Origin of the sequence: Pseudohalocynthiibacter sp. F2068 (genome assembly GCF_023015645.1) — a bacterium.
GTDB classification, from domain to species: Bacteria; Pseudomonadota; Alphaproteobacteria; order Rhodobacterales; family Rhodobacteraceae; genus Pseudohalocynthiibacter; species Pseudohalocynthiibacter aestuariivivens.
The window spans coordinates 1-23502 of the sequence record NZ_JALKAK010000027.1; the positions used below are offsets into that span (position 1 = coordinate 1).

At 54.1% G+C, this 23502-nt stretch carries 25 protein-coding genes; 10 read left to right on the forward strand and 15 right to left on the reverse strand.

Features of this window, described 5'->3' with window-relative positions:
• Positions 1 to 164 precede the first annotated feature (164 nt).
• Entirely contained in the window at positions 165 to 536 is a 372-nt protein-coding gene (locus MWU63_RS19670; RefSeq protein ID WP_213888811.1) for a hypothetical protein, read from the reverse strand.
• A gap of 92 nt (positions 537 to 628) precedes the next feature.
• On the opposite strand from MWU63_RS19670, the gene MWU63_RS19675 reads away from it, so the two are divergent.
• Entirely contained in the window at positions 629 to 1384 is a 756-nt protein-coding gene (locus MWU63_RS19675) for an alpha/beta fold hydrolase (RefSeq protein ID WP_247079672.1), read from the forward strand.
• Here MWU63_RS19675 and MWU63_RS20520 read toward each other — a convergent pair.
• Positions 1376 to 1687: a hypothetical protein gene (locus tag MWU63_RS20520; protein ID WP_348646259.1), complete on the reverse strand. Its 312-nt coding sequence runs from the start codon at positions 1685 to 1687 to the stop codon at positions 1376 to 1378. The genes MWU63_RS19675 and MWU63_RS20520 overlap by 9 nt on opposite strands.
• A 39-nt stretch (positions 1688 to 1726) precedes the next feature.
• Between MWU63_RS20520 and MWU63_RS19685 the strand changes: the two genes are divergently transcribed.
• Positions 1727 to 1987 carry a type II toxin-antitoxin system Phd/YefM family antitoxin gene (locus tag MWU63_RS19685; RefSeq protein WP_213888814.1) on the forward strand — a complete coding sequence of 87 codons (261 nt, stop codon included), beginning with the start codon at positions 1727 to 1729 and terminating at the stop codon, positions 1985 to 1987.
• A 16-nt stretch (positions 1988 to 2003) separates the two neighbouring features.
• Here MWU63_RS19685 and MWU63_RS19690 read toward each other — a convergent pair whose 3' ends face one another.
• Positions 2004 to 2354, reverse strand: coding sequence for a hypothetical protein (locus MWU63_RS19690; protein ID WP_213888815.1), 351 nt, complete (start codon positions 2352 to 2354; stop codon positions 2004 to 2006).
• A gap of 380 nt (positions 2355 to 2734) precedes the next feature.
• Here MWU63_RS19690 and MWU63_RS19695 point away from each other — a divergent pair, with 380 nt between their 5' ends.
• Positions 2735 to 3487 (forward strand): HAD family hydrolase, encoded by a 753-nt coding sequence (locus MWU63_RS19695; RefSeq protein WP_247079674.1) that lies wholly within the window; start codon positions 2735 to 2737, stop codon positions 3485 to 3487.
• Positions 3488 to 3555: 68 nt separating this feature from the next.
• Here MWU63_RS19695 and lepA read toward each other — a convergent pair whose 3' ends face one another.
• The gene (lepA, locus tag MWU63_RS19700; RefSeq protein ID WP_213888817.1) at positions 3556 to 5355 is read right to left on the reverse strand and encodes a translation elongation factor 4; all 1800 of its coding nucleotides are present in this window, start codon (positions 5353 to 5355) and stop codon (positions 3556 to 3558) included.
• 147 nt (positions 5356 to 5502) lie between these two features.
• On the opposite strand from lepA, the gene MWU63_RS19705 reads away from it, so the two are divergent.
• Positions 5503 to 5811, forward strand: coding sequence for a YciI family protein (locus tag MWU63_RS19705; protein ID WP_213888818.1), 309 nt, complete (start codon positions 5503 to 5505; stop codon positions 5809 to 5811).
• Positions 5812 to 5987: 176 nt separating this feature from the next.
• The gene (locus MWU63_RS19710) at positions 5988 to 7235 is read left to right on the forward strand and encodes an MFS transporter (protein WP_247079676.1); all 1248 of its coding nucleotides are present in this window, start codon (positions 5988 to 5990) and stop codon (positions 7233 to 7235) included.
• Positions 7236 to 7243: 8 nt separating this feature from the next.
• On the opposite strand, the gene MWU63_RS19715 is transcribed toward MWU63_RS19710, so the two are convergent.
• Positions 7244 to 7702: an Lrp/AsnC family transcriptional regulator gene (locus MWU63_RS19715; protein WP_213888820.1), complete on the reverse strand. Its 459-nt coding sequence runs from the start codon at positions 7700 to 7702 to the stop codon at positions 7244 to 7246.
• A 121-nt stretch (positions 7703 to 7823) separates the two neighbouring features.
• On the opposite strand from MWU63_RS19715, the gene MWU63_RS19720 reads away from it, so the two are divergent.
• Both MWU63_RS19720 and MWU63_RS19725 read left to right on the forward strand, forming a co-directional pair.
• Complete coding sequence (locus MWU63_RS19720) at positions 7824 to 8873, forward strand: Glu/Leu/Phe/Val dehydrogenase dimerization domain-containing protein (protein ID WP_247079678.1); 1050 nt, start codon at positions 7824 to 7826, stop codon at positions 8871 to 8873.
• A gap of 166 nt (positions 8874 to 9039) precedes the next feature.
• On the forward strand, positions 9040 to 9345 hold the full coding sequence (locus tag MWU63_RS19725) for a hypothetical protein (RefSeq protein ID WP_213888822.1): 306 nt from the start codon (positions 9040 to 9042) through the stop codon (positions 9343 to 9345).
• On the opposite strand, the gene MWU63_RS19730 is transcribed toward MWU63_RS19725, so the two are convergent.
• The 5 genes from MWU63_RS19730 to meaB all read right to left on the reverse strand — a co-directional run bounded on the left by MWU63_RS19730 (position 9327) and on the right by meaB (position 12255).
• On the reverse strand, positions 9327 to 9785 hold the full coding sequence (locus MWU63_RS19730; RefSeq protein WP_213888823.1) for a low molecular weight protein-tyrosine-phosphatase: 459 nt from the start codon (positions 9783 to 9785) through the stop codon (positions 9327 to 9329). The genes MWU63_RS19725 and MWU63_RS19730 overlap by 19 nt on opposite strands.
• Before the next feature lie 125 nt (positions 9786 to 9910).
• Positions 9911 to 10357 carry a copper chaperone PCu(A)C gene (locus MWU63_RS19735; RefSeq protein WP_213888824.1) on the reverse strand — a complete coding sequence of 149 codons (447 nt, stop codon included), beginning with the start codon at positions 10355 to 10357 and terminating at the stop codon, positions 9911 to 9913.
• A gap of 46 nt (positions 10358 to 10403) precedes the next feature.
• Positions 10404 to 10793, reverse strand: coding sequence for a hypothetical protein (locus MWU63_RS19740; protein WP_213888825.1), 390 nt, complete (start codon positions 10791 to 10793; stop codon positions 10404 to 10406).
• A gap of 57 nt (positions 10794 to 10850) precedes the next feature.
• Positions 10851 to 11138, reverse strand: coding sequence for a 50S ribosomal protein L28 (rpmB, locus tag MWU63_RS19745; RefSeq protein ID WP_247079680.1), 288 nt, complete (start codon positions 11136 to 11138; stop codon positions 10851 to 10853).
• Between the two features lie 136 nt (positions 11139 to 11274).
• Positions 11275 to 12255, reverse strand: coding sequence for a methylmalonyl Co-A mutase-associated GTPase MeaB (meaB, locus tag MWU63_RS19750; RefSeq protein WP_247079682.1), 981 nt, complete (start codon positions 12253 to 12255; stop codon positions 11275 to 11277).
• Positions 12256 to 12397: 142 nt separating this feature from the next.
• Between meaB and hrpB the strand changes: the two genes are divergently transcribed.
• Entirely contained in the window at positions 12398 to 14881 is a 2484-nt protein-coding gene (hrpB, locus tag MWU63_RS19755) for an ATP-dependent helicase HrpB (protein WP_247079685.1), read from the forward strand.
• 196 nt (positions 14882 to 15077) lie between these two features.
• Positions 15078 to 15536, forward strand: a complete 459-nt coding sequence (locus MWU63_RS19760) for an NUDIX hydrolase (RefSeq protein WP_213888829.1) — start codon at positions 15078 to 15080, stop codon at positions 15534 to 15536.
• 272 nt (positions 15537 to 15808) lie between these two features.
• Here MWU63_RS19760 and gndA read toward each other — a convergent pair whose 3' ends face one another.
• The 5 genes from gndA to MWU63_RS19785 all read right to left on the reverse strand — a co-directional run bounded on the left by gndA (position 15809) and on the right by MWU63_RS19785 (position 21837).
• Positions 15809 to 17227 (reverse strand): NADP-dependent phosphogluconate dehydrogenase, encoded by a 1419-nt coding sequence (gndA, locus tag MWU63_RS19765; protein WP_213888830.1) that lies wholly within the window; start codon positions 17225 to 17227, stop codon positions 15809 to 15811.
• Between the two features lie 138 nt (positions 17228 to 17365).
• Positions 17366 to 18292 carry an ornithine carbamoyltransferase gene (gene argF / locus MWU63_RS19770; protein ID WP_213888831.1) on the reverse strand — a complete coding sequence of 309 codons (927 nt, stop codon included), beginning with the start codon at positions 18290 to 18292 and terminating at the stop codon, positions 17366 to 17368.
• 5 nt (positions 18293 to 18297) lie between these two features.
• Entirely contained in the window at positions 18298 to 19473 is a 1176-nt protein-coding gene (locus MWU63_RS19775; protein ID WP_213888832.1) for an aspartate aminotransferase family protein, read from the reverse strand.
• A gap of 229 nt (positions 19474 to 19702) precedes the next feature.
• Positions 19703 to 20716, reverse strand: coding sequence for a GlxA family transcriptional regulator (locus tag MWU63_RS19780; protein ID WP_213888833.1), 1014 nt, complete (start codon positions 20714 to 20716; stop codon positions 19703 to 19705).
• 317 nt (positions 20717 to 21033) lie between these two features.
• Positions 21034 to 21837 carry an ABC transporter permease gene (locus tag MWU63_RS19785; protein WP_213888834.1) on the reverse strand — a complete coding sequence of 268 codons (804 nt, stop codon included), beginning with the start codon at positions 21835 to 21837 and terminating at the stop codon, positions 21034 to 21036.
• 166 nt (positions 21838 to 22003) lie between these two features.
• On the opposite strand from MWU63_RS19785, the gene MWU63_RS19790 reads away from it, so the two are divergent.
• On the forward strand, positions 22004 to 22573 hold the full coding sequence (locus MWU63_RS19790) for a GcrA family cell cycle regulator (protein ID WP_213888835.1): 570 nt from the start codon (positions 22004 to 22006) through the stop codon (positions 22571 to 22573).
• The last annotated feature ends 929 nt before the right edge of the window (positions 22574 to 23502 follow it).

Below are 23502 nucleotides of genomic sequence, written 5' to 3' on the forward strand. Positions count from 1 at the left end.
TGGTCGACGGCCTTGCCGCCAACGGCGAAGACAACAACACAGCCGTTGAGGACGCCGTTAAAACAAAAGTCGTAGAACTTTGTGCGAAGTTTCCATTGTACCCGAACCTCTAAATGCTCTCCCGACCCTAACCAGAACGGTTGGGGTCGGGTTTTGCCAAGATGTTACAGATAGCCACGCCAGGTCAGTACAAATATCCCAAGACCTGAAATAACGAACACGGCTATCCCTATGCTACCCAGAATACCAAGCAACAATTCCCGCCGACGCGCAGCGACGTTGATCGATTTCAGATAATGCAAACAGGCGCGAAATGCCACGTTAACACGCTGATAATCCAAGATTTTCATTAACTTCGGATTCTCCGCCTGCTTGGCTGCTTCACCAAGATAGAGCGCTTCCTTTCGGATGCGGCGCGGCAACAAACGGCCCGCTTTTTGGGTGCGCGAAACAAGATTACTGCCGCGAGCGGTCAACCGTTCGCCCATCAGTTCATAAATCTCGTCTGCCTTGGCCTGAACTGACCCGATATCCATAACTACACCCTTTTGTCACACAAGGTTTAGCGTGTGGATTGGTTTGCCTCAATAGGTCTGGTAGCCAAAGTCGCAAAAGGGTATGAAAAACCATGCTTAATACGATTGTGACCGGTTCTGAGACTGACAAACCTAAGCTGTTGATCGCGCATGGGCTTTATGGTTCTGCGCGCAATTGGGGTGTGATTGCGAAACGGATGTCCGAAGGGCGGCAGGTTCTTAGCGTTGACATGCGCAACCATGGGTTAAGCCCTTGGTTTAAAACGCAAAGCTACCACGATATGGCCGATGATCTGGCCGAGGTGATAGAGTCGCACGGCGCGCCTATGGATGTGGTGGGCCATTCGATGGGTGGCAAGGCATCTATGATCCTTGCGCTAAAATATCCCTATCTTATCAATAAGTTGATCGTCGCCGATATTTCCCCTGTCGCCTACTCTCACACACAGATTCAATACATCAAACCGATGCGGGATCTGGATTTGGAGAGGGTCGAAAAACGCTCTGACGCAGACCAGATGCTAGCGGAACAAATACCCGAAGCTGGCATACGCGCCTTCTTGCTACAATCACTTGATATTAAAGAGAAAAAATGGCGTCTTAATCTGAACACACTGGAAACCGAAATGCCAAAAATCATTGGCTTTCCCGAAATAACCGTGGCATTTCTGGGGGTTACGCTATTTTTGTCCGGGGCAGAGTCCGACTATGTACGGCCAGAGTATCGGCCACAGATCAAGGCACTGTTTCCAAACGCAAAATTCGCGAAAATACCGGGTGCGGGCCACTGGCTTCACGCAGATAAACCACGCGAGTTCGAGGCCGCAATGCAGGCATTTCTAGCGTAGCTCTGTTATCTTCCTTGCGATAACGTAAGTCACTGGAATTGCAGCAATAAATCCGGCTGCCGCACTGTAGAGGATTGGCATTAATGTGTCATGTCCAGATACAAGCGCAATGATAACACCCGTGCCCGCAAGGCTGGTTGCGACCATGGAAAACAAGAAAAGAGCCAAGCGAAACATAAATAATACTCCGTTCAAAATACGCGTTTCGGGCGGATCATATGACGGGCACAGCCGATGTCTTTGATCTGCGTCAGATGGGGTAACGAACGCCCACAACACGATTTCTTTAAACTCTTTAAACAAAAATACCCCCTGATTTTGAGATCTTTAAAGGGGGTTTTCATGTTTATGCGGGTCAACGTCACAGATGTCAGGCCACAGCTGACAAAACTGCTGGGGGCGGCGGAACATGGCGGGGTGTCGGTGATCATCGCGCGGCACGGCAAACCGTCGGCGGCCCTTGTGCCGATGAAGGATTTCTGGCGCATTCAGGACAAGGTGGATGACGAGCTTTTGGGCCCGAAAGACCCAGAGACAGGGCGCCGCCCCGGCAAGGCGCTGATCCTGATGAAAGACATAATGAAGGGGTCGCTGTTGTTCTAGGCGACCCCTGCTTTTGTCAGAGCGCGTTCAGCTGTGCCAGCGCCATGACGATGTAGACCAGCGCGGTAATCACGCGGTAAAGCATCATCGGGGCGCCATTGGCAGAGCGGCCAAAGTTGCTGGCGGCGTCTTCTTCGTTCATGTCCTTGTTAATGGCGGTCAGGTCGCGCAGGGCAGAGTCCCCCGCAAGCCCGCCGTAAAGCGCTGCGCTAACGATAACCGCACCAAGGGCAAGGTCATAAGGCCCCGTATCCGTTGTTGCGATCAGGACGAGCGTGCCAAACAGCACGAAAAGCGCGGTGCGCATGACGTTGAAGAAATGATTGCCGCGTCCCAGCGCAATCGCAGCGCGTGTTGCTGAATCCATAGTTTTGTCCCCCGAGTTTTTATTGTGCGGGAAGAATAACATGGATGGGGGTTGCGGCAAAATCTGGGGGCGTGAGCGTAGTCCCGGAAACGATCAATACCTATCAAAGGGCAGCGCCCGGCACGAGGGTGGGTGCTGAAAGCGCCCGCCCATGGGGGCGGGTCGGGCGCTGCCCGTGCGTGGCACGGGCTATAAACTCTAGGTCCTCTTGCTTCTGAGCAGTTGCGTAGCAACTAGTACTGAGTGCGATTCTGGAAGACGAGTGCTTAGAGTTTTATTTCCTAGATAAGGTAGAAGTGAAGCAAGACAACTTGCGCAGGGGTTGTATAGTCGTGGTAAGATAGCAGAATTAAATCTACATTCGAATAAGAGGATTAATAATGGCAAGAGCTGCATTCATCTATGACTTTGACGGAACACTCGCAAAGGGGAACATTCAAGAAACGGCTTTCATTCCAGCAATTGGAATGACCAAAGGAGATTTTTGGAAAGAGGTTAAAAGCCGAACTAAAACAGAAGATGCTGATCAGATTTTGATCTACATGCAGCTTATGCTTGAGAAAGCAAAGGATGCGGTTATTGCTGTCACAAAGGAATCCCTAGCTAAACACGGTTCAAGCGTTGAATTGTTTCCGGGACTTGCTGATGGATCTTGGTTTGACCGGACTAACAAATTTGCTGAAGAACACGATCTAAACCTCGACCATTACATCTTATCATCGGGAACGCTCGAGATGATAAACGGTTGTCCAATTTCTCGCTATTTTAAAAAGATATTCGCTTCAAAGTACATGTATGTTGACGAAACGGCTATTTGGCCATGTGTCGCTATCAATTACACCACAAAAACACAGTATCTGTTTAGGCTAAACAAAGGCATTGAAAATACTTGGAACGACGACGACCTGAATAAGTTTACTCCAGAAAACAAGAGGCCACTTCCATTTGAAAATATGGTTTTTTTTGGAGATGGCGATACTGACGTTCCCACAATGAAAATGTTGAAACATAAAGGCGGGACTTCAGTCGCAGTCTATGAACAAAAGGAAAAAAAAGGCTTAGACAAAATACACAAGCTACTTTCAAACGAACGCGTGGATTTCACTGCCCCAGCTGACTACAAAGAGCATTAACAGCTAGACATCACTGCAAAGGGCATCTTGGGCCGCATCGCTCGACACAATGGTTACGATAGTTCCACCTAACCATCCATCTTCAACGCTGATATAAACGCTTCCTGCGGAATATCCACCTTCCCGAACTGGCGCATCTTCTTTTTCCCAGCCTTCTGCTTATCAAGCAGCTTTTTCTTCCGGCTCACGTCCCCGCCGTAACATTTCGCCGTCACGTCCTTGCGCATGGCTGACAATGTTTCGCGCGCGATGACCTTGCCGCCGATCGCTGCCTGAATCGGGATTTTGAACATATGGCGGGGGATCAGGTCTTTCAGTTTCTCGACCATCGCGCGGCCACGGGTTTCGGCGCGGTCGCGGTGCACCATGGTGGAAAGCGCGTCCACCGGCTCGTCATTCACCAGCACCTGCATTTTAACAAGGTGATCCTCGCGATAGCCGATCATCTGATAGTCAAACGACGCATAGCCCTTGGTCACAGATTTGAGGCGGTCGTAGAAATCAAACACCACCTCATTGAGCGGCAGGTCGTAAACCACCATTGCGCGGCTGCCTGCATAGGTCAGGTCTATCTGCATACCCCGGCGGTCCTGGCACAGCTTCAGCACGTCACCAAGGTATTCGTCGGGCACAAGGATGGTCGCCTTGATGCGCGGCTCTTCAATATGGTCGACAAAGGTGAGGTCAGGCATGTCTGCGGGGTTGTGCAGTTCCTGCACCGTGCCGTCACGCATGTAGATCTGGTAGATCACCGAGGGCGCGGTTGTGATAAGGTCGATGTCATATTCGCGCTCGAGCCGGTCGCGGATCACCTCAAGATGCAAAAGTCCAAGAAAGCCGCAGCGAAAACCAAACCCTAGCGCGGCAGAGGTTTCCATTTCAGAGCTGAAGGACGCGTCGTTGAGCGAGAGTTTGGAGATGGCATCGCGCAGGTCTTCGAATTCGGCATTATCCACCGGGAAGAGGCCACAGAACACAACGGGCTGAGAGGGTTTGAAACCGGGAAGCGCCGCCTCACAGCCTTTCTTTTCGGTGGTGATCGTGTCGCCCACGCGGGTGTCGCGCACCTGTTTGATCGATGCCGTCAGAAAGCCGATCTCTCCGGGGCCAAGTTCGTCGATCATTTCCATCTGCGGGCGGAACACGCCGATGCGTTCGACCGGGTGGACAGAGTTGTTTGACATCATGCGAATACGGTCGCCCTTTTTCAGGACACCATCGATGATGCGCACCAGCACGATGACGCCAAGGTAGCTGTCATACCAGCTGTCCACCAGCATGGCCTTCAGCGGTGCGTCACGCTCGCCTTTCGGGGGTGGCAGTTGGGTGACGATGGCTTCAAGCGTTTCGCGGATGCCCTGCCCGGTTTTGGCAGAGACCTGAAGCGCGCCTGTCGCGTCTATCCCGATCACGTCCTCGATCTGCTCGGCCACGCGGTCACAATCAGAGGCTGGCAGGTCGATCTTGTTCAGGACCGGCACAATCTCGTGATCCGCGTCAATCGCCTGATAGACGTTGGCCAGCGTCTGCGCCTCAACCCCTTGGGTCGAGTCGACAACCAGCAAAGAGCCTTCAACCGCCCGCATGGAGCGTGAGACCTCATAGGCGAAATCGACGTGGCCGGGGGTGTCGATCAGGTTCAGAACATAGTCCTGCCCATCATCCGCTTTGTAGTCAATCCGGACGGTGTTCGCCTTGATGGTGATGCCGCGTTCGCGTTCAATATCCATCGCGTCCAGAAGCTGGGCTTTCATATCACGGTCTTTCACCGTACCCGTCTCCTGGATCAGACGATCAGCCAGCGTTGATTTACCGTGGTCGATATGCGCCACGATGGAGAAATTGCGGATTTTGCTAAGGTCGGTCATGATTGGGGATATGATTGGGTTTTAAGGGTTGGTCAAGCGGGGTTGAACCTGTAGCCCTGCATTGAAAGGTTATCTGCGGGTTTTGAGCAATATTGAACGCCTTTCAACGACGAGAATTACAAACTGAACAAGTCGAAGGAAAATTCCATGCCAAACTACATCCTTGCCTATCACGGCGGCGCACAGCCTGAGACCCCGGAAGAAGGGGCAAAGCATATGCAGCGGTGGCGGACGTGGCTGAGCGATCTGGGCGATGCGGTGGTGAACCCCGGAACACCCTTGGGGAAATCGACCTTTGTCAGTGCTGGCGGTGTGATGACCGACGGCGGGCCAGAGGCGCTGACCGGGTTTTCGGTTGTAAGTGCCGACAGTATGGAAGCCGCGCTTGAAATGGCAAAGGCCTGTCCGTTTGTCGAAATCGGCACGCTTGAGGTTGCGGTGATGAAGGAAATGTAGCGTACTGCATATCGCCATTACGCCTGCAGCCTGCTACCGTCGTGTGTAATCACGAAAATTTGAGCAAAAATAACGACATGCCAAAATGTCGCAACTGGCGCAGAATACGATCTGTGAGAGGGCCAGCTTTGGGGGAGACGCGACTTTGAGTCGCCCCATTTCTGAGCGAGCCCTCGATGTTAGAACGCCGCATTCCCGAATGGCTTCGGCATGCACCCGCCCCAAGTGTGCGGGGCTTTGCCATTCTTGCGGGAATAGAGGCAGTTGCGCGGGGCATTCTGGTGTCGGTTTTTCCGCTGGCGATGTACCGCGCGTTGCAGGACGCAAGCGTTGTATCCGAAGTCTATTTCCTTGTGGGGATCGCCTCTCTGATCACCGGACTTATGGTACCCTGGCTCACCCGGTTTATCCCGCGCCGCTGGGTGTACTCAATCGGTGTGGCGATGTATTTCTGTGGCTCGTGTCTCGCGATTTTGAATGAGCCGGTCGCGATGGTTGCTGCGTTGATGCTCAACACCATTTCTATTGTCATCGTCTTTGTCTGCTTCAACGCCTACGTCCTTGATTACATTTCCAAGATCGAGCTTGGCAAAGCCGAAACCCAGCGCATGTTTTTCAGCGCGCTTGGCTGGACCCTTGGGCCTGTTTGCGGCGTTATGCTGATGAGATGGTGGGACCCGTTGCCATTTCTGATTGCGGCTGGTGCTTCGCTTGCTTTGTTGATTGTATTCCTCGTCATGCGGCTCGGAAATGGAAAGCTGATTACCCGGGCGCATAAACCCGCACCGAATCCGCTTGCCTTTGTGCGCCGGTTCTTTGCGCAGCCTCGGCTGATTGCCGGGTGGATGTTTGCGGTGGTCCGATCCTGCGGATGGTGGGTCTATGTGGTTTATCTGCCAATTTATGCGGTTGAAAACGGGCTGGGTGAACAGACCGGCGGTATCATGCTTTCGATCACAAATGGGGCGCTGTTCCTGACGCCCTTCATGCTGCGCTGGATACAGCGCTATTCGGTGCGCTATGCGGTGCGTGCGGGGTTCATGACAGCCGGGGCATTGTTCTTCTTCGCCGGGGTGTTGCCTTTGCCAGCGCTGGTTGTTGTTGGCCTACTGATGCTTGGGTCCTTCTTCCTTATCCTGCTTGACGTCTGCGGTGGCCTGCCGTTCCTGATGGCGGTGAAGCCTTCGGAACGCACCGAAATGTCAGCAATTTATTCAAGCTTCCGTGATGTATCCGGTATTCTGACCCCCGGTGCGGTTTGGCTGGTTTTATTGATCGCGCCCTTGTCCGGGTCCTTCGTTGCGGCAGGTGCCGGGCTGTTTGGTGCATGGATGATCGCCGGAAAGCTGCACCCAAGGCTGGGGCAGGCGAAAACGATGAAAGTGCAAGAACCATATGAGGCGGACCAGCTTGCGGCGGAGTAATCCGTCTGCTAGCGCGCAATCGGCAGGGCCTGGCGCTGGATCATCGTCCGCAAGGTAAAGCTGGATCGCATGGTCCGGATACCCGGCACCCGCATGAGCCGATGTTCGAGGAAGCTGTCAAAATCTGTCAGGTCACGCGCAACAACGCGAAGCAGGATATCGCGCGACCCGGTCATCAGGAAGCATTCCATCACTTCGTCAAACTTGCGAACTGCGTCTTCAAAGGCGTCAAGCGCATCGCGTGACTGACGCTCAAGCTCAACAGCAATGAATATGCTGACAGGCAAACCAAGTTTCGCCTGATCGATACGCGCGGTGTATCCGGCAATGACGCCGGACTTTTCCAAAATTGCCACGCGCCGGGCGCAGGGTGTTGGGGAAAGGCCAACCTTTTCAGACAAATCAACCAGCTTTATCCGCCCATCTTCCTGAAGCGCGGCAACAATTTTTCTGTCGATAGAATCCATATTTTCACTAAATTTTCGTTATAATCTAGAGTTTATCACTAAAATTTCTGGTTTAAAAGATCAGATTAGCTGAAATCTCCAATCTGACAGTGGTACATAGCGCCAAAGGGAGACCCGTCAAATGAAACTCACGTCCATACCGTCTGAAACGCACGAGGAAATCTATCGTGTCGCAGATCCTTCTGTCGGGCTGGTTGGTTTTATTGCGCTGCACTCAACACAGCTTGGCCCCGCAGCAGGCGGGCTTCGGATGCGCCCCTATACCCACGAAGCAGAGGCACTGCGTGATGTGGAACGGTTGTCAGAAGGTATGACCTACAAGAACGCTGCCGCAGGTTTGCCATTGGGTGGCGGTAAAGCCGTGATTATTGGCGATCCGCTTACGCAGAAAACACCGGAGCTGCTGGCAAGCTTTGGACAAGCGATCAACGCTTTGGCAGGCCGTTACTGGACCGCTGAAGACATGGGAATGACCCCTGCCGATATGGCACGGCTGGCCGTTGAAACGCAATATGTCGCCGGTTTGGCAGATGGTGAGTTTGCCAGTGGCGACCCCTCGCCCATCACCGCACGCGGCATCTTTAATGCGATCCGCACAGCGCATCGTCATAAAAACGGAACAGACGCGCTTTCAGGTGTGGTTGTGTCAGTTCAGGGCCTTGGCAATGTTGGCTTCCATCTCTGCCAACTGCTTTCCAACGCTGGCGCGCATCTGATTGTCACCGATGTGAATAAAACGCGTGTTGAGCAGGCCGTGCGCGACTTTGGTGCGACCGCTGTTGAACTGGACCAGATCTACGGGGTTGTTGCAGATGTTTTCGCACCTTGCGCGATTGGTGGCATTCTGAACCCCGAAACCATTCCACAGCTTAAAGTTGGTATCGTTGCGGGTGGCGCGAATAACCAGCTGGTGGGCGTAGAGGACGGCACAGCACTGCATGAACGCGGCATTCTTTATGCACCCGATTTTGTTGCAAACGGCGGCGGGATTATCAACGTCGCGACAGAAATTCTGAAAATCCGGAAATCGCAAGAATGGGTTGCTGAAAAGCTGGATGCACTTGACGCAACGATGGACGCAATCCTGACTCAGGCGCGAGTTGAGAACACGAGCCCGAATGCGGTTGCCATTATAACGGTTGCTGCGAAAATGGCACGTGCAGCTGCCTGAAAGACCCAAACTGCGACCTGAAAACTGCAAACTCGTTTTAGACAGCAAATTGCGCAATATGTGATTTGAAAACTGCTGAAAATTCAGTCATGATTTCGCTAATGAGCAATCCTGTTCGGATGACACGGGGGATAACCCCGGCGCCGATAGAGGTACGAGGCAGAACATGAAACGAATTTTTGCGGGTCTGTTGATCTATGCAATTGCGGCACCCGCTGTTCAGGCGGGTACAATTGAGCGCGCCTGTCTTCAGTCTGATCGACGTGGTGCAAGCCGCGCTTTGTGTGGCTGTATTCAGGACGTTGCGAACCTGACGCTGAACAGCACGGACCAGCGCCTGGCAGCCTCTTTTTTTCAGATGCCGCACCGCGCGCAGGAAATTCGCCAGTCAGACCGGCGAAGCGATGAACGCTTCTGGGAACGCTACAAGGAATTTGGCTCTGCGGCCGAGGTTTACTGCTCTCCCAACTGAGCAATCAGGCCGCGTGACGCCGCCTCAACCAAATCAAGTGCTTCGTTAAAATCACGAGTGTAGTAAGGGTCCGGCACCTCTTTGCGGCCTGTTTCGGGTGCATAATCCAGAAACAGGCGAACGGGAGTTGTACTGCCAGTTGGACGCAAGGCTTCGATATCGGCGATGTTGCTGCCGTCCATTCCGATGATAAGGTCGAATTGGGCGAAATCCGTTGGGTGAATCTGTCGCGCACGTAAATCTGAAAGGTCATAGCCGCGCGCAATCGCCGCCTCCTGCATTGGACCGTAGGGCGGATTATCAGTGTGCCAGCCAGCAGTCCCAGCACTTTCCACGTCAACAGTTACCCCAGCGCTATTTGCGAGCGTGCGAAACACCCCTTCAGCCGAAGGCGAGCGACAGATATTTCCAAGGCAGACAAAGAGAACACGATGCGTCATTGGGTTTGCTCCTGATCGACACACGCAGTCTTAATGCGCGCAACGACCGGAGAACAGGGAAACCCGCGAAACGAAAAGAGGCTGCGCCTTGACGCAACCCCGTTTTGTTAAATGTGTGAAATGGTTTACCGGTTCAGATCGACCGGAATTTCCACCACCATTTCACCCGCCTTTTCAAATGTCAGGGTAACGGTCACAACGTCGCCGTTATTCAGGCTGCGGTTTAACCCCATGAACATGACGTGGTCACCACCACGTTCCAGCATGTGAGTTTCACCTGCCTGAATCACGAACCCTTCTTCGACATGGGACATCTGCATAACACCGCTGCCCATGTCTTTGTGGGTGTGCAATTCAACACGCGCCGCCACATCAGAGGTGACTGAAAGCAGCCTGTCGTCGTCGGGTGTGTGGTTGCTGATTTCCATAAAGGCGGCACCCGCCTTGGCGTTAGCACCTGCAGCGCGGGCGTAGGCATCTTCGACAACGATTGTACCAGTGTCATGCGCTAAGGAAGGCAGGGCTAAACTTACCGCAGCAATTGCGGCCATAAGGATAGATTTGAAAGACATTTGTCTCTCCTGTTATTGAGTTTGGTTTTGGGAAAGTATGGATTTCTTAACCAATGCGGGGCGGGCCGCGGGCTTGCAGCGCAAAAAGCGCGGCACCAGACATTCCAATTTCTGCCTCGACGACAAAAGCTTGTCCAAATTCAAACTCGGGCATTTCAAACACGAAAGGCGTGTTTAGCGCGTTCAGCAACGAAAGCGCACAATCCGGGCAAACATGACGAGGCCCAACAGGCTGACCTTCGGAATCAACATCAATGGTGACATAGGCATATCCTGTGCAGATCACTATTTGACCTGCAACCAAGGTTTGCCCGCGCGCAACCGCCATCGAAGCACTTGTGAGCGCGATCAACAGCGACAGTGCAATCGCCGATATGAATCGAAGCCTTACCATATGCCTGATATAAGCGGCGTTCTTCAGAGTGTCATCAGGCAAAAAGAAGCGGCCCCACCAAAAGGCGAGGCCGTGTTCAAATCCGTCCAGTGAAAGGGCTTAGGCGGCTGCCTGTGCCTTTGCGATATCTTTTTTGATTTTCAGAGCTCCGTCTGAAAGATCAACGTCTTTGGCTTTTGCCAGGAACGCGTCCAGACCACCACGGTGGTCAATGGTGCGCAGCGCAGCGGCGGAAATACGCAGTTTGAAAGACCGACCCAGAGCATCAGACATCAGGGTCACATCATTCAGGTTTGGCAGAAACCGACGACGGGTTCTGTTTTTAGCATGGCTGACGTTGTTGCCAGACATAGGGCCTTTTCCGGTCAATTCGCAGCGGCGCGACATGATTTTGTCCTCGTCTCGAAGAAACCCAAACGGGCCTCGGTAAGTAAAAGAGGCACCGCTAGCGCGGCACCTTGAATTCTGAAGCTGCGGTTTACGTCCATTCACCCGTGCCGTCAAGCGATTCATGCTGCTATATTTAAACAGCATTCAGCTTTGCAATTACCCGCTCTGCGGCAGCCCAGGGCGAGGTAAGACCTTTGGCCACTTCAGTTCCAAGCTGATCCATCAACGCGCTTAGCTCTTTGTCCTGCGACAGGCGTGCAAGCGCACCAAGGCGGACTTCTTCCTCAAACCAGTGTCGCGCCTGGCTTGCGCGGCGCGCGTCCCAGTGGCTCGTTTCGCGGCGCCAGTCAGACAAAGTTATCATATCAGCCCAGGCGTCTTCCAGGCCACCTTCTTGCAGTGCGGATACGGTTCTTGCCTTTGGAAAATTGTCAGGGTCTTGCGGCCGCTTACGCAGCAGGCGCAACGCCCCGGCATAATCCGCGCAGGTACGCATGGCTGCTGGCTTAAGCTCGCCATCTGCCTTGTTTACCAGAATGATATCGGCGATTTCCATGATCCCGCGCTTCACGCCCTGCAGTTCATCCCCACCCGCAGGTGCAAGCAGAAGAACAAACAGATCTGACATTTCCGCGACAACGGTTTCAGATTGCCCTACCCCAACGGTCTCAATCAGCACCACGTCGTACCCCGCTGCCTCGCAAAGCGCTACAGCTTCGCGCGTGCGTCTTGCGACACCACCAAGTTCGCTCTGGCTTGGGGATGGCCTGATAAAGGCGCGCGGATCACGACTCAGCCGCTCCATCCGGGTTTTGTCACCCAGAATTGATCCTCCTGATCGGGCTGAAGACGGATCAACCGCCAGCACCGCCACACGCAAACCTTTTGCCGTCAGCATCATACCGAAAGATTCGATAAATGTGGATTTCCCGACACCAGGTGTGCCCGACAGACCAATCCGCAATGCCTGCCTGTCGCTTCGCTTGACAACATCAAGCAATTCGGCAGCTTCTGCGCGATGGTCAGGGCGTCGGCTTTCTATCAAAGTGATTGCCCGTGCCAGCGCGCGACGTTCGCCAGCAAGTACCTTTTCTGCGAGTTCTTGTATGTCCATTACGCTTTCGGCCCTTTTAAAGGTCGTGCCAGAAGAATTGGCGATTTGACTGGTGTCTTGCCTTGTCCGGGGGGGTTATGTCTAGTGCCCACAAACAGAAAGACTGGTGCAAAAGACCGCTTTTGGTCTGTTGGTGTGGTGAATGATCACCGATAAGGGACACGTGATACAGGAATTACCGATAGACGAGGCGCTTCCAGCGCTCATTTCCGCCCTTCGCGCCGATGGGCGTGCAGTGCTGCAAGCCCCACCCGGCGCAGGTAAAACAACGCGTATTCCCCTGGCAATGCATAAAGCCGAGCTGTGTAAAGGTCGCATCCTGATGCTGGAGCCACGCCGCCTTGCAACACGCGCCGCCGCTGAACGCATGGCACAAACTTTGGGCGAGAAGGTTGGGCAAACTGTCGGCTACCGGATCAGGGGTGAATCGAAGGTTTCCCCCGCAACCCGGATTGAAGTTGTAACCGAAGGCATCCTGACCCGGATGATCCAGTCTGACTCCGAACTTAACGGTGTCGGCGCGGTAATTTTCGATGAATTTCACGAACGTTCCCTGAATGCAGATCTTGGGCTCGCGCTTGCCTGGGAATTGCGCAGCGCTTTGCGCGAAGATCTTATCTTGCTCGTGATGTCAGCAACACTTGATGCAGAACCCGTGGCAAAGATGATGGCCAATGCCCCGGTCATAACATCCGAAGGGCGCGCCTTTCCGGTCGAAACCTATTGGCTTGATCGGCCAATATCCAAGGGAACGCGGTTTGACGCCAGCGTTGCTGCGCTTGTTGAACAGGCGGTGGCTGAAACAACCGGCGGCGTGCTGGTCTTTCTACCGGGCGAAGGTGAAATCCGTCAGGTCGAAGCTCGGCTCAAGGGCCGTTTACCCAATGAATGCACGGTTCATCCCCTGTTTGGCGCAATGAGTTTTGCCGCCCAGCGCAAGGCGATTGCACCAGTGCGTGAAGGTCGCAAAATCGTGCTGGCCACAGCAATTGCCGAAACCTCACTGACGATAGAGGATATACGCGTGGTTGTTGACGGCGGTCGCGCGCGCCGGGCGAGGTTTGACGCGGGCTCCGGCATGTCACGGCTCGTCACGGAACGGGTGACAAAGGCCGAGGCCGAACAGCGAAAGGGCCGCGCCGGGCGCGTTGCCAAGGGTCAGTGTTACAGACACTGGACCAAAGGCGAAGAAGGCGGGTTGCAACCCTTTCCACCCGCCGAGATCCAATCGGCTGACCTTAGCAGGTTTGTTCTGGAACTCGCGCTCTGGGGAACGGCGGACCCTTCTGAAATGGCGTTCCTGACCGCACCAAACCCCGGCGCCTATGCCGAAGCGCAGTCATTGCTGCAAAACCTTGGTGCACTTGACACAAAGGGGCGCATCACACCTCACGGACGCAGGCTCGCAACCCTGCCGCTTCACCCACGACTTGCGCATATGCTTGCACGTGCCGGACGAGATGCTGCGCTTTTGGCGGCTCTCCTCGCTGATCGCGACCCATTGGCGCGCAACGCCCCTGTTGATCTCACATTGCGCGCTGAAGCCCTGCGCGACCCCGACCACTTCCAGGCAACACGCGGCCACAGTGCAAACCGTGGCACGATTGAACGCATCAAGGCCGAGGCGCGTCGGCTCGCGTCACTCACCAAGCCGACACAAACAGAGGTGCTGAGCCTCGCGGAACAGGCCGCGCTCGCCTACCCGGACCGTATTGGCCAGCGCCGAAAAGGCGAGGCACCCCGCTGGGTTCTCTCAGGAGGCAAAGGTGCCGCCATGAGCGAAGACGATCCGCTCGCCGGGGCAAGGTTTATCGTTGCGACCGACCTTGATGGTGACACGCGCGAAGCCAAAATCCGACAGGCGATAGAAATCACAGAAGCAGAGATTCGCGCGCTTTTGGGCGAACAAATTCAATGGCATCGGTTCTGCGAATGGTCAAAACGCGACCGGCGCGTGGTTGCGCGCGAACAGGAACGCCTTGGTGCGCTCATCCTCAGTGACAGGCTTTGGCGCGATGCTCCGGACAATCAGGTCGCACGCGCTGCGCTTGATGGTATCGCGGACCTTGGACTGCCTTTCAACACGACAGCGCGCAGATTTCAAGCGCGTGCAGAACTCGTGCGTGCGGGTAGTGATCGCCTTCCTGATATGTCTGACACGGCGTTGATGGATGCTCTGGACGATTGGCTGCTTCCTCATCTTGGTAAAGCCAGAACTGCCGAAGACATCAAATCTATTGATCTGCTCCCTGCCCTCAAAGCGCGCCTTGACTGGGATCAGACAAAATTGCTGGATCAACTCGCCCCGTCTCATTTCACCACGCCCCTCGGCAATCGCATTCCGGTGGACTACAGCGGTGAAGACCCCTCTATAGAAATCCGTTTACAGGAACTCTTTGGTCTCACCCGGCATCCAACAGTCGGACCCAACAGAACGCCGCTTCGCATCACACTCCTTTCCCCCGCCCGCCGTCCAGTCCAGGTCACAATGGATCTGCCCGGCTTTTGGGCAGCGTCCTACAGCGATGTGCGAAAAGACATGCGGGGGCGCTACCCACGCCACCCCTGGCCCGAAGACCCAACCAAAGCAAATCCAACATTGCGTGCAAAAAGGCGCGGTGACTAAACAAGCCGATTTATGAAACCGAGCTGTTTCTTTATCCCTTAAATATCCCCGCGCGAAGCGCAAAACCGCACGAAGTGCCAGAAATAGTGGCGCCGCCGGCGCCTCAATTTTGGATCGATTCCTCTGCAATTTGGCTTTTTCAGCAAAAGAACCTATATCTGGGCGCATATAAAAACGCGAAACGTGAGCAGGTTAAATGACAGACGCATCGAAGCGGGCATGGGCCGAACTGGTTCGACCGCTGTTGCCGCACCCAAGGCTGTTACAAGTCGCAGCACTTTGCTATCGCAAAAACGGCACCAACAAAGACGTTCTGATGATTACCAGCCGGGATACCGGTCGGTGGATTCTGCCCAAAGGCTGGCCCATCGAAGGTCTGGACGCCAGCAGTACCGCGATGCGGGAAGCCTGGGAAGAAGCTGGTGTGCGCGAAGGCACTATCAACAAGGACGCAGTTGGCAGCTTTGACTATGTGAAAGAACTCGACACTGGCCGCCATGCCACCTGCGTAACAGAGGTATTTGCGGTCGAAGTTGAAAAACTGGAAGATACCTTTCCAGAGGCCCACCAGCGTACTCGCAAATGGATGACACCTGTTGAGGCTGCCAATCTGGTCGACGAGCCGGGTTTGCGCAATATTCTGGACAATTTTTAGAAGTTCAAAAGCGGCGCGCACTGCGACGACTGGCGCAAGGGGAATTGGTAGAAACCACTCGATAAAGACCTGAAAAGATTTCCCAGTTCAAATATGCGACAACCAATTTTTCGCAGTTGCCAATTGCGCGGAAAGAGCGTTAGCGACGCTAGCCTGCAACCAGGTCACATTTCATGACGATCGTTGCGGTCTGGTTCACCACCGTTCCTGCGGCCGCTGCGATTTCAGCGGTTATCTTCCTGATCCCGAACACATTACCAAGCTGAGTTTTCTCAGTCCCACCACGGGCCGTGGTGCGCACCTTCAGCGTCCAGCCTTTCAAACCCATGCGCGCCAAAGAAATCACGCTGCGCCTGCACAAGATTGGTAGTTCCACGTGCTTGCCTCATTGTGTCAAACCACGCCAGAGCCGCGCTAAACGCAGGCACAGGGATGCCACGCAAAACAGCAGACGCGACAAGCGCACGAAGTGCCTTCACCCCGTTTTCAAGGCGGACCGCAAAGGCCGGGGCAAACAAAAGGTTTCCATGAGCGAGGTCGGCACGAAATGCCGCCGAAATATCATCGAGCAAGGCTGAACGAATGATACAACCCGCGCGCCAGATTTCAGCAACGCGCGCCATATCTACGTTCCAATCGTATTTGTCCGATGCCGCCGACAGTATCTGGAACCCCTGCGCATAGGCCAGAATACGTGAAACAAGCAGAGCAGATTCAAGAATGGGCTCTGAAAGAGTTGTACCATCCTTGATGTCCCCGCCCAGCAGTTCGGTTCCTGTCTTGCGGGCTTCAATGTCAGACGACCACGACCGCGCACCAACGGCGGCCTCTATCGTGGAGGCGGATTGGCCAAGCTGAAGTGCCTCAATCACAGTCCAGCGCCCCGTTCCCTTTTGTCCGGCACGGTCCAGAATGACGTCGACTGCGGGATCGCCCGTCTTTGAATCTATGGCCGCTAAAACCTTGGCCGTTATTTCAACCAGATAGGAATTAAGTGGGCCATTGCTCCAGCCTTCAAACAAGGCGCCAATTTCGCTAACGCTCTTGCCTTCACCGTCGCGCAGCAGGCCATAAACCTCTGCAATCAGTTGCATATCAGCGTATTCGATACCGTTATGCACCGTCTTCACAAAATGGCCGGCACCGTCAGGGCCAAGATGTTCGGCACATGGCGCGCCTTCGAATTTCGCTGAAATGGCTTCCACCATTTCGCGTACATGCGCATAGCTTTCGGGGTCTCCCCCCACCATGATGGAGGGGCCGTGGCGCGCGCCGTCTTCGCCACCTGACACACCCATACCAATGAAGTGCATACCAGAGGCGGCCATTTCCTCGCCGCGCCTGCGGGTGTTGTGGAAGTTGGCATTGCCTGCGTCAACCAGCGTATCACCGGGCGCAAGCAAGGGTTTATATTGTTCGATCAGGTCATCAACGATCTGCCCGGCTGGCACCATAAAAATGATTGTTCGGGGTGTGCTGAGTGCCTTGACCAATTCTTCGGCTGAATCGCCACACCCGGTAATCTTGTCGGCGGCATCGCCCAATTCTTTGCGTGCCTTTTCCAGAAACTCATCAGTGCGCGACGCGAGCCTCGTCGTCACCGCGATTGGATAGCCCTTTTCAGCGATGTTCAAAGTCAGGGCGCTGCCCATGGTTCCCAGCCCAACCAGCCCGATATTAGTCTTTGTCATTGTCACCCCACTTTTTGCAATAAGCGTAGGCTTTGCTGAGGAAGATACAAGCCCAGATCACACTCCCGCCCTATGTCGGCAGGAATGCACGTGATTGTGAACGCGTAATTTATCGAGGGCTGGACAGGCCACAAGACGCTAGCGCCCCAAGCACCAGCGCATAATCGCCTTTTGCGCATGGAGACGGTTTTCAGCCTCGTCAAAGATTACCGATTGCGGACCGTCCATAACGACGCTTGTCGCTTCTTCGTCGCGGTGGGCAGGCAGGCAGTGCATGAACAGGGCATCTGGTTTTGCATGCGACATCAGCTCTTCGTTCACCTGATAGCCGCGCAACTGGTTGTGGCGGCGCTCCCGCGCGGATTGCGGGTCATGCATCGACACCCAGGTGTCCGTCACGATCAGGTCAGCCCCTTCGGCAGCTTTTTGCGCGTTGCGCTCAATCTCGATATTTACACCTTTTGAGCGCGCAAGATCGATGAACCCCTGCTCGGGGTCCAGCGTCTCGGGGCCTGTGAACGTCAAATCAAACCCGAACTGGCCGGCTGCATGGATAAAACTTGCACATACGTTGTTCCCATCGCCAGACCAGACGACCTTTTTGCCTTTGATCGGGCCGTTGTGTTCCTCGAACGTCAGAATGTCCGCCATGATCTGGCAAGGGTGTGTGCGGTCTGTCAGGCCGTTGATCACTGGCACAGTTGCATATTCAGCGAGTTCCAGCAGGGTTTGTTCTTCAAACGTGCGGATCATGATCAGATCGACATACCGGCTAAGCACACGCGCGGTATCGGCAATGGTTTCGCCGTGACCAAGCTGCATGTCCACCCCGGACAGTAGCATCGTCTGGCCGCCCATCTGGCGCACACCAACGTCAAAGCTGACGCGCGTCCTGGTTGAGGGTTTTTCAAAAATCAGCGCAACCATGTGGTCTTTAAGGGGCAATTCATCGTCAAGCGCACCCTTTGGGCGGCCATTGCGTGACTTTTTCATAGTCGCTGCATTGTCGATCATGCCGCGTAAATCTGCCGGGTCAGTTTTGTGAATATCCAGAAAATGGCTCATCTCAATTATCCTTTGGCCACGGCCATTGCCGCGTGATCAAGGCGCGTAACGGCCTCGGCTAAGTCTTCGTCGGTGATGTTGAGTGCGGGCAGCAAACGGATAACATTGTCCGCCGCAGGTACGACCAGCAACTCATTTGCGTAACTCGCGGCAACAACATCTGCATTCAGCGCTTTGCATTTCAGCCCGAGCATCAGGCCCGTGCCCCGCACTTCTTCAAAAACATCCGGATGGGCCGCGATCAAACCCTCGAGCTTCTGACGCAGCATTCCGGCCTTACGGTTCACATCTGCCAGGAATTCCGGTGTGTTGACCGTATCCATAACCGCACATCCGACAGCGCAGGCTAACGGGTTGCCGCCATAGGTCGAGCCGTGAGTGCCGGTAGTCATACCCGCAGCGGCCTCTTCTGTTGCGAGGACCGCACCGAGCGGAAAACCCCCGCCAATACCTTTGGCCACCATCATGATGTCTGGCGTCACGTTTGCCCATTCATGGGCAAACAGCTTACCAGTACGGGCAACACCGCATTGAACCTCATCGAGTATCAACAAGATGCCCGTGTCATCACAAATCTGGCGCAGGGCCTTAAGCTCTGCGTCAGGCACGGGGCGAATACCACCTTCGCCCTGTATCGGCTCTATCAGGATCGCGGCGGTTTCAGCGTCAATCGCATTGGTCACACCATCAAGGTCACCGAAGGTCAAATGCACAAACCCCGGCAAAAGCGGACCAAACCCTTTCGTCATCTTTTCGGACCCGGCGGCGGCGATGCCAGCAGCAGACCGGCCATGAAACGAGCCGTCAAAGGTAATGATATTCACGCGTTCCGGCGCGCCTTTTTCGTACCAATATTTACGCGCCATTTTGACGGCCAGTTCGCACGCTTCGGTGCCAGAATTCGTAAAGAACACCGTATCGGCAAAAGTCGCATCCACGAGCTTGTCCGCCAAAGCCTGTTGCTGTGGAATGTTGTAGAGGTTCGAAACATGCCAAAGCGCTGACGCCTGTTCATTTAACGCCGCAACCAGCGTTGGGTTCGCATGGCCCAGCACATTCACGGCGATTCCGGCACCAAGATCCAGAAAACGTCGGCCATCAGCCTCGATCAGCCAGCTGCCTTCGCCTTTAACGAAGGTAAGCGGTGCACGGGCATATGTCGGCAGAACAGACGGGATCATGTCAGGTTTCCTTATCAGAAGCCCCAAGTGGTGCCAGAGCGGCGGGGGCAGGTCAATGTATTGAAAGGGGGGTGCGCCACATGGTGCAAAAGAACAGGCGAACGGACGTCAGGCGCGGATGCGTCGGCGTCGGGTCATTGCAGCGATATGGCGACTCTTGTTCATAAGTTGCGTTTAGGGGAGATAACGGGGCCTGTCTAGGGGGGTCCAAAGGGTCAGGCAAGGGCCATCAACTGCCCGTGCTCCAGCTTTTACGAAACAGCTGCGGAGAAACCCCAAACTTCTTGCGAAACTTTGCAGCAAGCTGCGTCGTGCTGCCAAACCCCGTTGCGACAGCAATTTCGGAGATGGCGAGATTGGTTTCAATCAATAAGGCGTGCGCACGAGCGACGCGCAGATCAAGGTAATACTGGTTGGGTGACATCCCGACATAGGTTTTGAACAACCGCTCAAGCTGGCGTCTTGAGATATCGATCTGTTCAGATAGTTCCGAAATTTCCATCGGGTCTTCAATATTGGCCTGCATGATCTGTATTGCATTTATCAACCGCTGGTTCCGGCTGCCAATTGCCACGGAAAACACAGATTTTTGTGGGGCTTGCTGACTGCCGCTGCGCCCGTGAATACACATATCGGCCACGATGATCGCAAGATCCTTGCCATGATCCGCCTCGATCAAGCCAAGCATCATGTCTGTCGCGGCACTGCCCCCGCCACAAGTCAACAGCTTGTCGTCCACTTCATAGAGGTTCGGTGTCGGCTCAAGGTCAGGATAATATTCCTGAAAGGCGGGCTGATTTTCCCAGTGCAATGTGAACCTGCGGTTCTTCAGCATGCCGGTTTCAGCCAAGGCGAAGGCCCCGGTACATATGCCACCTACGGTACTGCCAAAGGCGCGCTGACGCCGCAGCCAGTTCAGAGTAACATCACTCGCGGCATCCCGTGGCTCCACCCCTGCGCATACAAATGCATTCGCGCTGGCAGGTAACGGCTCAAGCGCCATGTCTGGGATGATTCTTACCCCGTTAGAGCAACTGATCGGCTCTCCGTCCTCTGTCATCGTGTACCAGCGATAGAGGTTTTTCTTCGTAACCTGATTGGCAATACGCAAAGGTTCCACAGCTGCGCTAAAAGCCAACATTGTCAGTTTAGGCAGCAGCAGAAAGTAAAAATCTTTCGGCGGGGCATCATAGCTGATGTTAAAGCTCGCGGCCCCTTTGGCGATAAACCGATCTTGCGTCATGTGGTAATCCTACTGCAGAACACCTGCACCGTCAGCCGTTAATTAGATCGGCGGGTCGTTCCGGCAAACCCATCTGGCTTGGTACCCGCGACAGTTCATTTGTGGCCATGAAAATGGGGCTCACAATGATCATTTCGCAGCGTTACTCCTACATAATCGTCAAAAAGCAGCACCCGAAATCAATGTAAGAAACACCCGTTTTCTAAAAGCAGGCTCTATCTGGCCTCGTTCAACCTTGGTCAGCACTTCGCCTTTGCGGAACCTTGGACAGCCGATGCCATAGACGTATCGCTTAGAAACTCTCGTTTGCCGCAGTTTCAGGGTTTCAACCTATATCCGCGTTGAAACAGGAACCAAGCAAGATACGTCACAAATGCAACGGCTGACACACAGACCAACATGCCCAGCCATGGTGAAGAATCTGATTGGCCAATCACCCCGTATCTGACACCGTCAATAAGGTAAAATATTGGATTCATGCGAGAAATTATCTGCATGGCAGGAGGCAGGTTTTCGATGGAATAGAAGGTTCCAGACAAGAATGACAAAGGTGTCACGATAAAATTCGTGATTGCCGCCATCTGGTCAAACTTGTTGGCATAGACGCCCGCAAGCACCCCAAGCGCTGCCATGAAGGATCCGCCCAGTACAACGAATATCAGGGCCCAGACAGGGTGTGCGATGCTTATTCCAAGCACCAGGACCATAACAGTCCCAAGGGCCAGCGCCACCATAACACCGCGCAGCAAACCACCTGCAATATAGCCAAGCACAAGTTCCAGTGGGGAAAGCGGTGGCATCAGAGTGTCAACAATATTGCCCTGCACCTTAGCGATCACGATGGACGAAGACGTATTGGCAAATGCGTTTTGGATCACCGTCATCATAAGGATACCGGGCGCGAGAAAATGAAGGAAAGGCACCCCCATCACGTCGCCGCGCCGCGCCCCGATGGCAAGCGTGAAAATCGCAAGGAACAGCCCGGCCGTTACCAATGGTGCAAGCAATGTCTGTGTCCAGACCACCAGAAAACGCTGCACTTCCCGCAAAGCAAGCGTGTAAAGCCCCAGCCAGTTCACCCCACTAAAGCGACGCGATCCCATTTCGTCAAAACTCTGCATGTCCCACCTCTGTGCACCTGTTACAGGCTTTTTTATGCAGCCTGCAACGGGGTCCTTGTATCCTGCTCTCCCATGTATAAAATAGGGGGTCAGTTAATTTCTCTCATGCGGCTGTAAAATATTTTCGGGTCACGCGCCCGTTCGCTGCTTCAAGTAAGGAAACCAGATGTCCTGGACCGAAGATCGCGTCGAAGTTCTGAAGAAGATGTGGGGCGAAGGCCAGTCGGCCAGCCAGATCGCAAAAGAGCTGGGTGGTGTGACCCGCAATGCTGTGATTGGCAAAGTGCATCGCCTTGGTTTGTCGAACCGTGCCGGCACTGCCGCGAAACCAGCAGCCAAGGATAAAGCTGCCGCTAAACCAGCAGCCAAACCTAAAGTGGCTGCAAAACCGTCCGCGCCTGCAAAACCAAGACCAGAAACAACAAGCCCGCTTGCCGCGCACCAAAGCCCTGCGCGCAAAGCCATTATTCCTGCGGGTCAGCCGCTGCCTCCGCAACCCTCTGCCAACGAAATCAGCCCGGAGGCGCTGGCCTCTGTTCGCGAAGTTGAAAAGACCGCGAAGAAATTGTCGTTGATGGAGCTGACAGAACGGACCTGCAAATGGCCAATCGGTGACCCCGCAACAGAGGAGTTCTGGTTCTGTGGCCTCGCCTCGCAACCGGGCAAACCTTACTGCGAAGCCCATGTGGGCGTTGCGTTCCAGCCGATGTCTTCGCGCCGGGACAGACGCCGATAAACTCTCTAAATCTAACAGTACAGGTCCCTTCCCATTTCAGTGGGAAGGGACAATACGGCTTGATTTCAATGGCATGGTTCTTCTTACAGAAGTCCGTTTGGATCGGTGTGCAAGTAATTTGTTGAGTCGATACAATTGGCAGCAAGACGAATGGTTTGCATGTTGTGCTCCGGAAGTTGGGCTAAAATGCGGATTGTTCGTAGTTTGTCCCATGTATGGAGCCGTCTTCAAGCCGAGTGACCGAGAAGGATTCACCATGGAAAAGTAACCTGGAAAAAAGAGTGCCTCTTTCTCCGAAAGTGCCAAAAACACGTCCTGTTTCACCCACAATGTTACCAGCCTGAGTGACTGTCAAATCGCGTCGCTCGTTGCTCGTAAAATCAATTCGCACTCGAATTTGACGGTTTCGAACATTACTCATTCCTTGCGCCTCGAACCACAGGAGTGACCGCTCCAAGTTCCCGTAGCTTGAAAAAACCCAAAACATGCAAACCTCAACTTGTTCTTTCGAGCCAATTCGCCTCCAATCAATGTTTCGTAAGTCAGGTGCATCTTTTTGCCGCTCGTTAGGATTCAAGCACCTTAAAACGTCCGGAAAACGCGCCAATGCGCGCCGATAACGGCGAATAGTCGCTCTGGATTTCGGGTATTGGCTTGTGTCAGGCAATACCTGCCCACGCCACAAAAACGGCGTCGTTTCTATACCAGCAAGTCGAACATAAGGGATTGGACACTCATCTGACAAATCGCAACTCTGCATATGCTTGTTGTCGACTTCCCGTCCGTTTGCTTGAGTAACTCCTAAAACACTTAGTGCAAGAATAAGAGCCGCTTTAAAGCCCATGAATATTTGTGATAGCCATCGGATAGTCCCCTATATAACGGTTTTAATGTTTATTTACATAGCCTTGAATATGCGAAACCCGTTT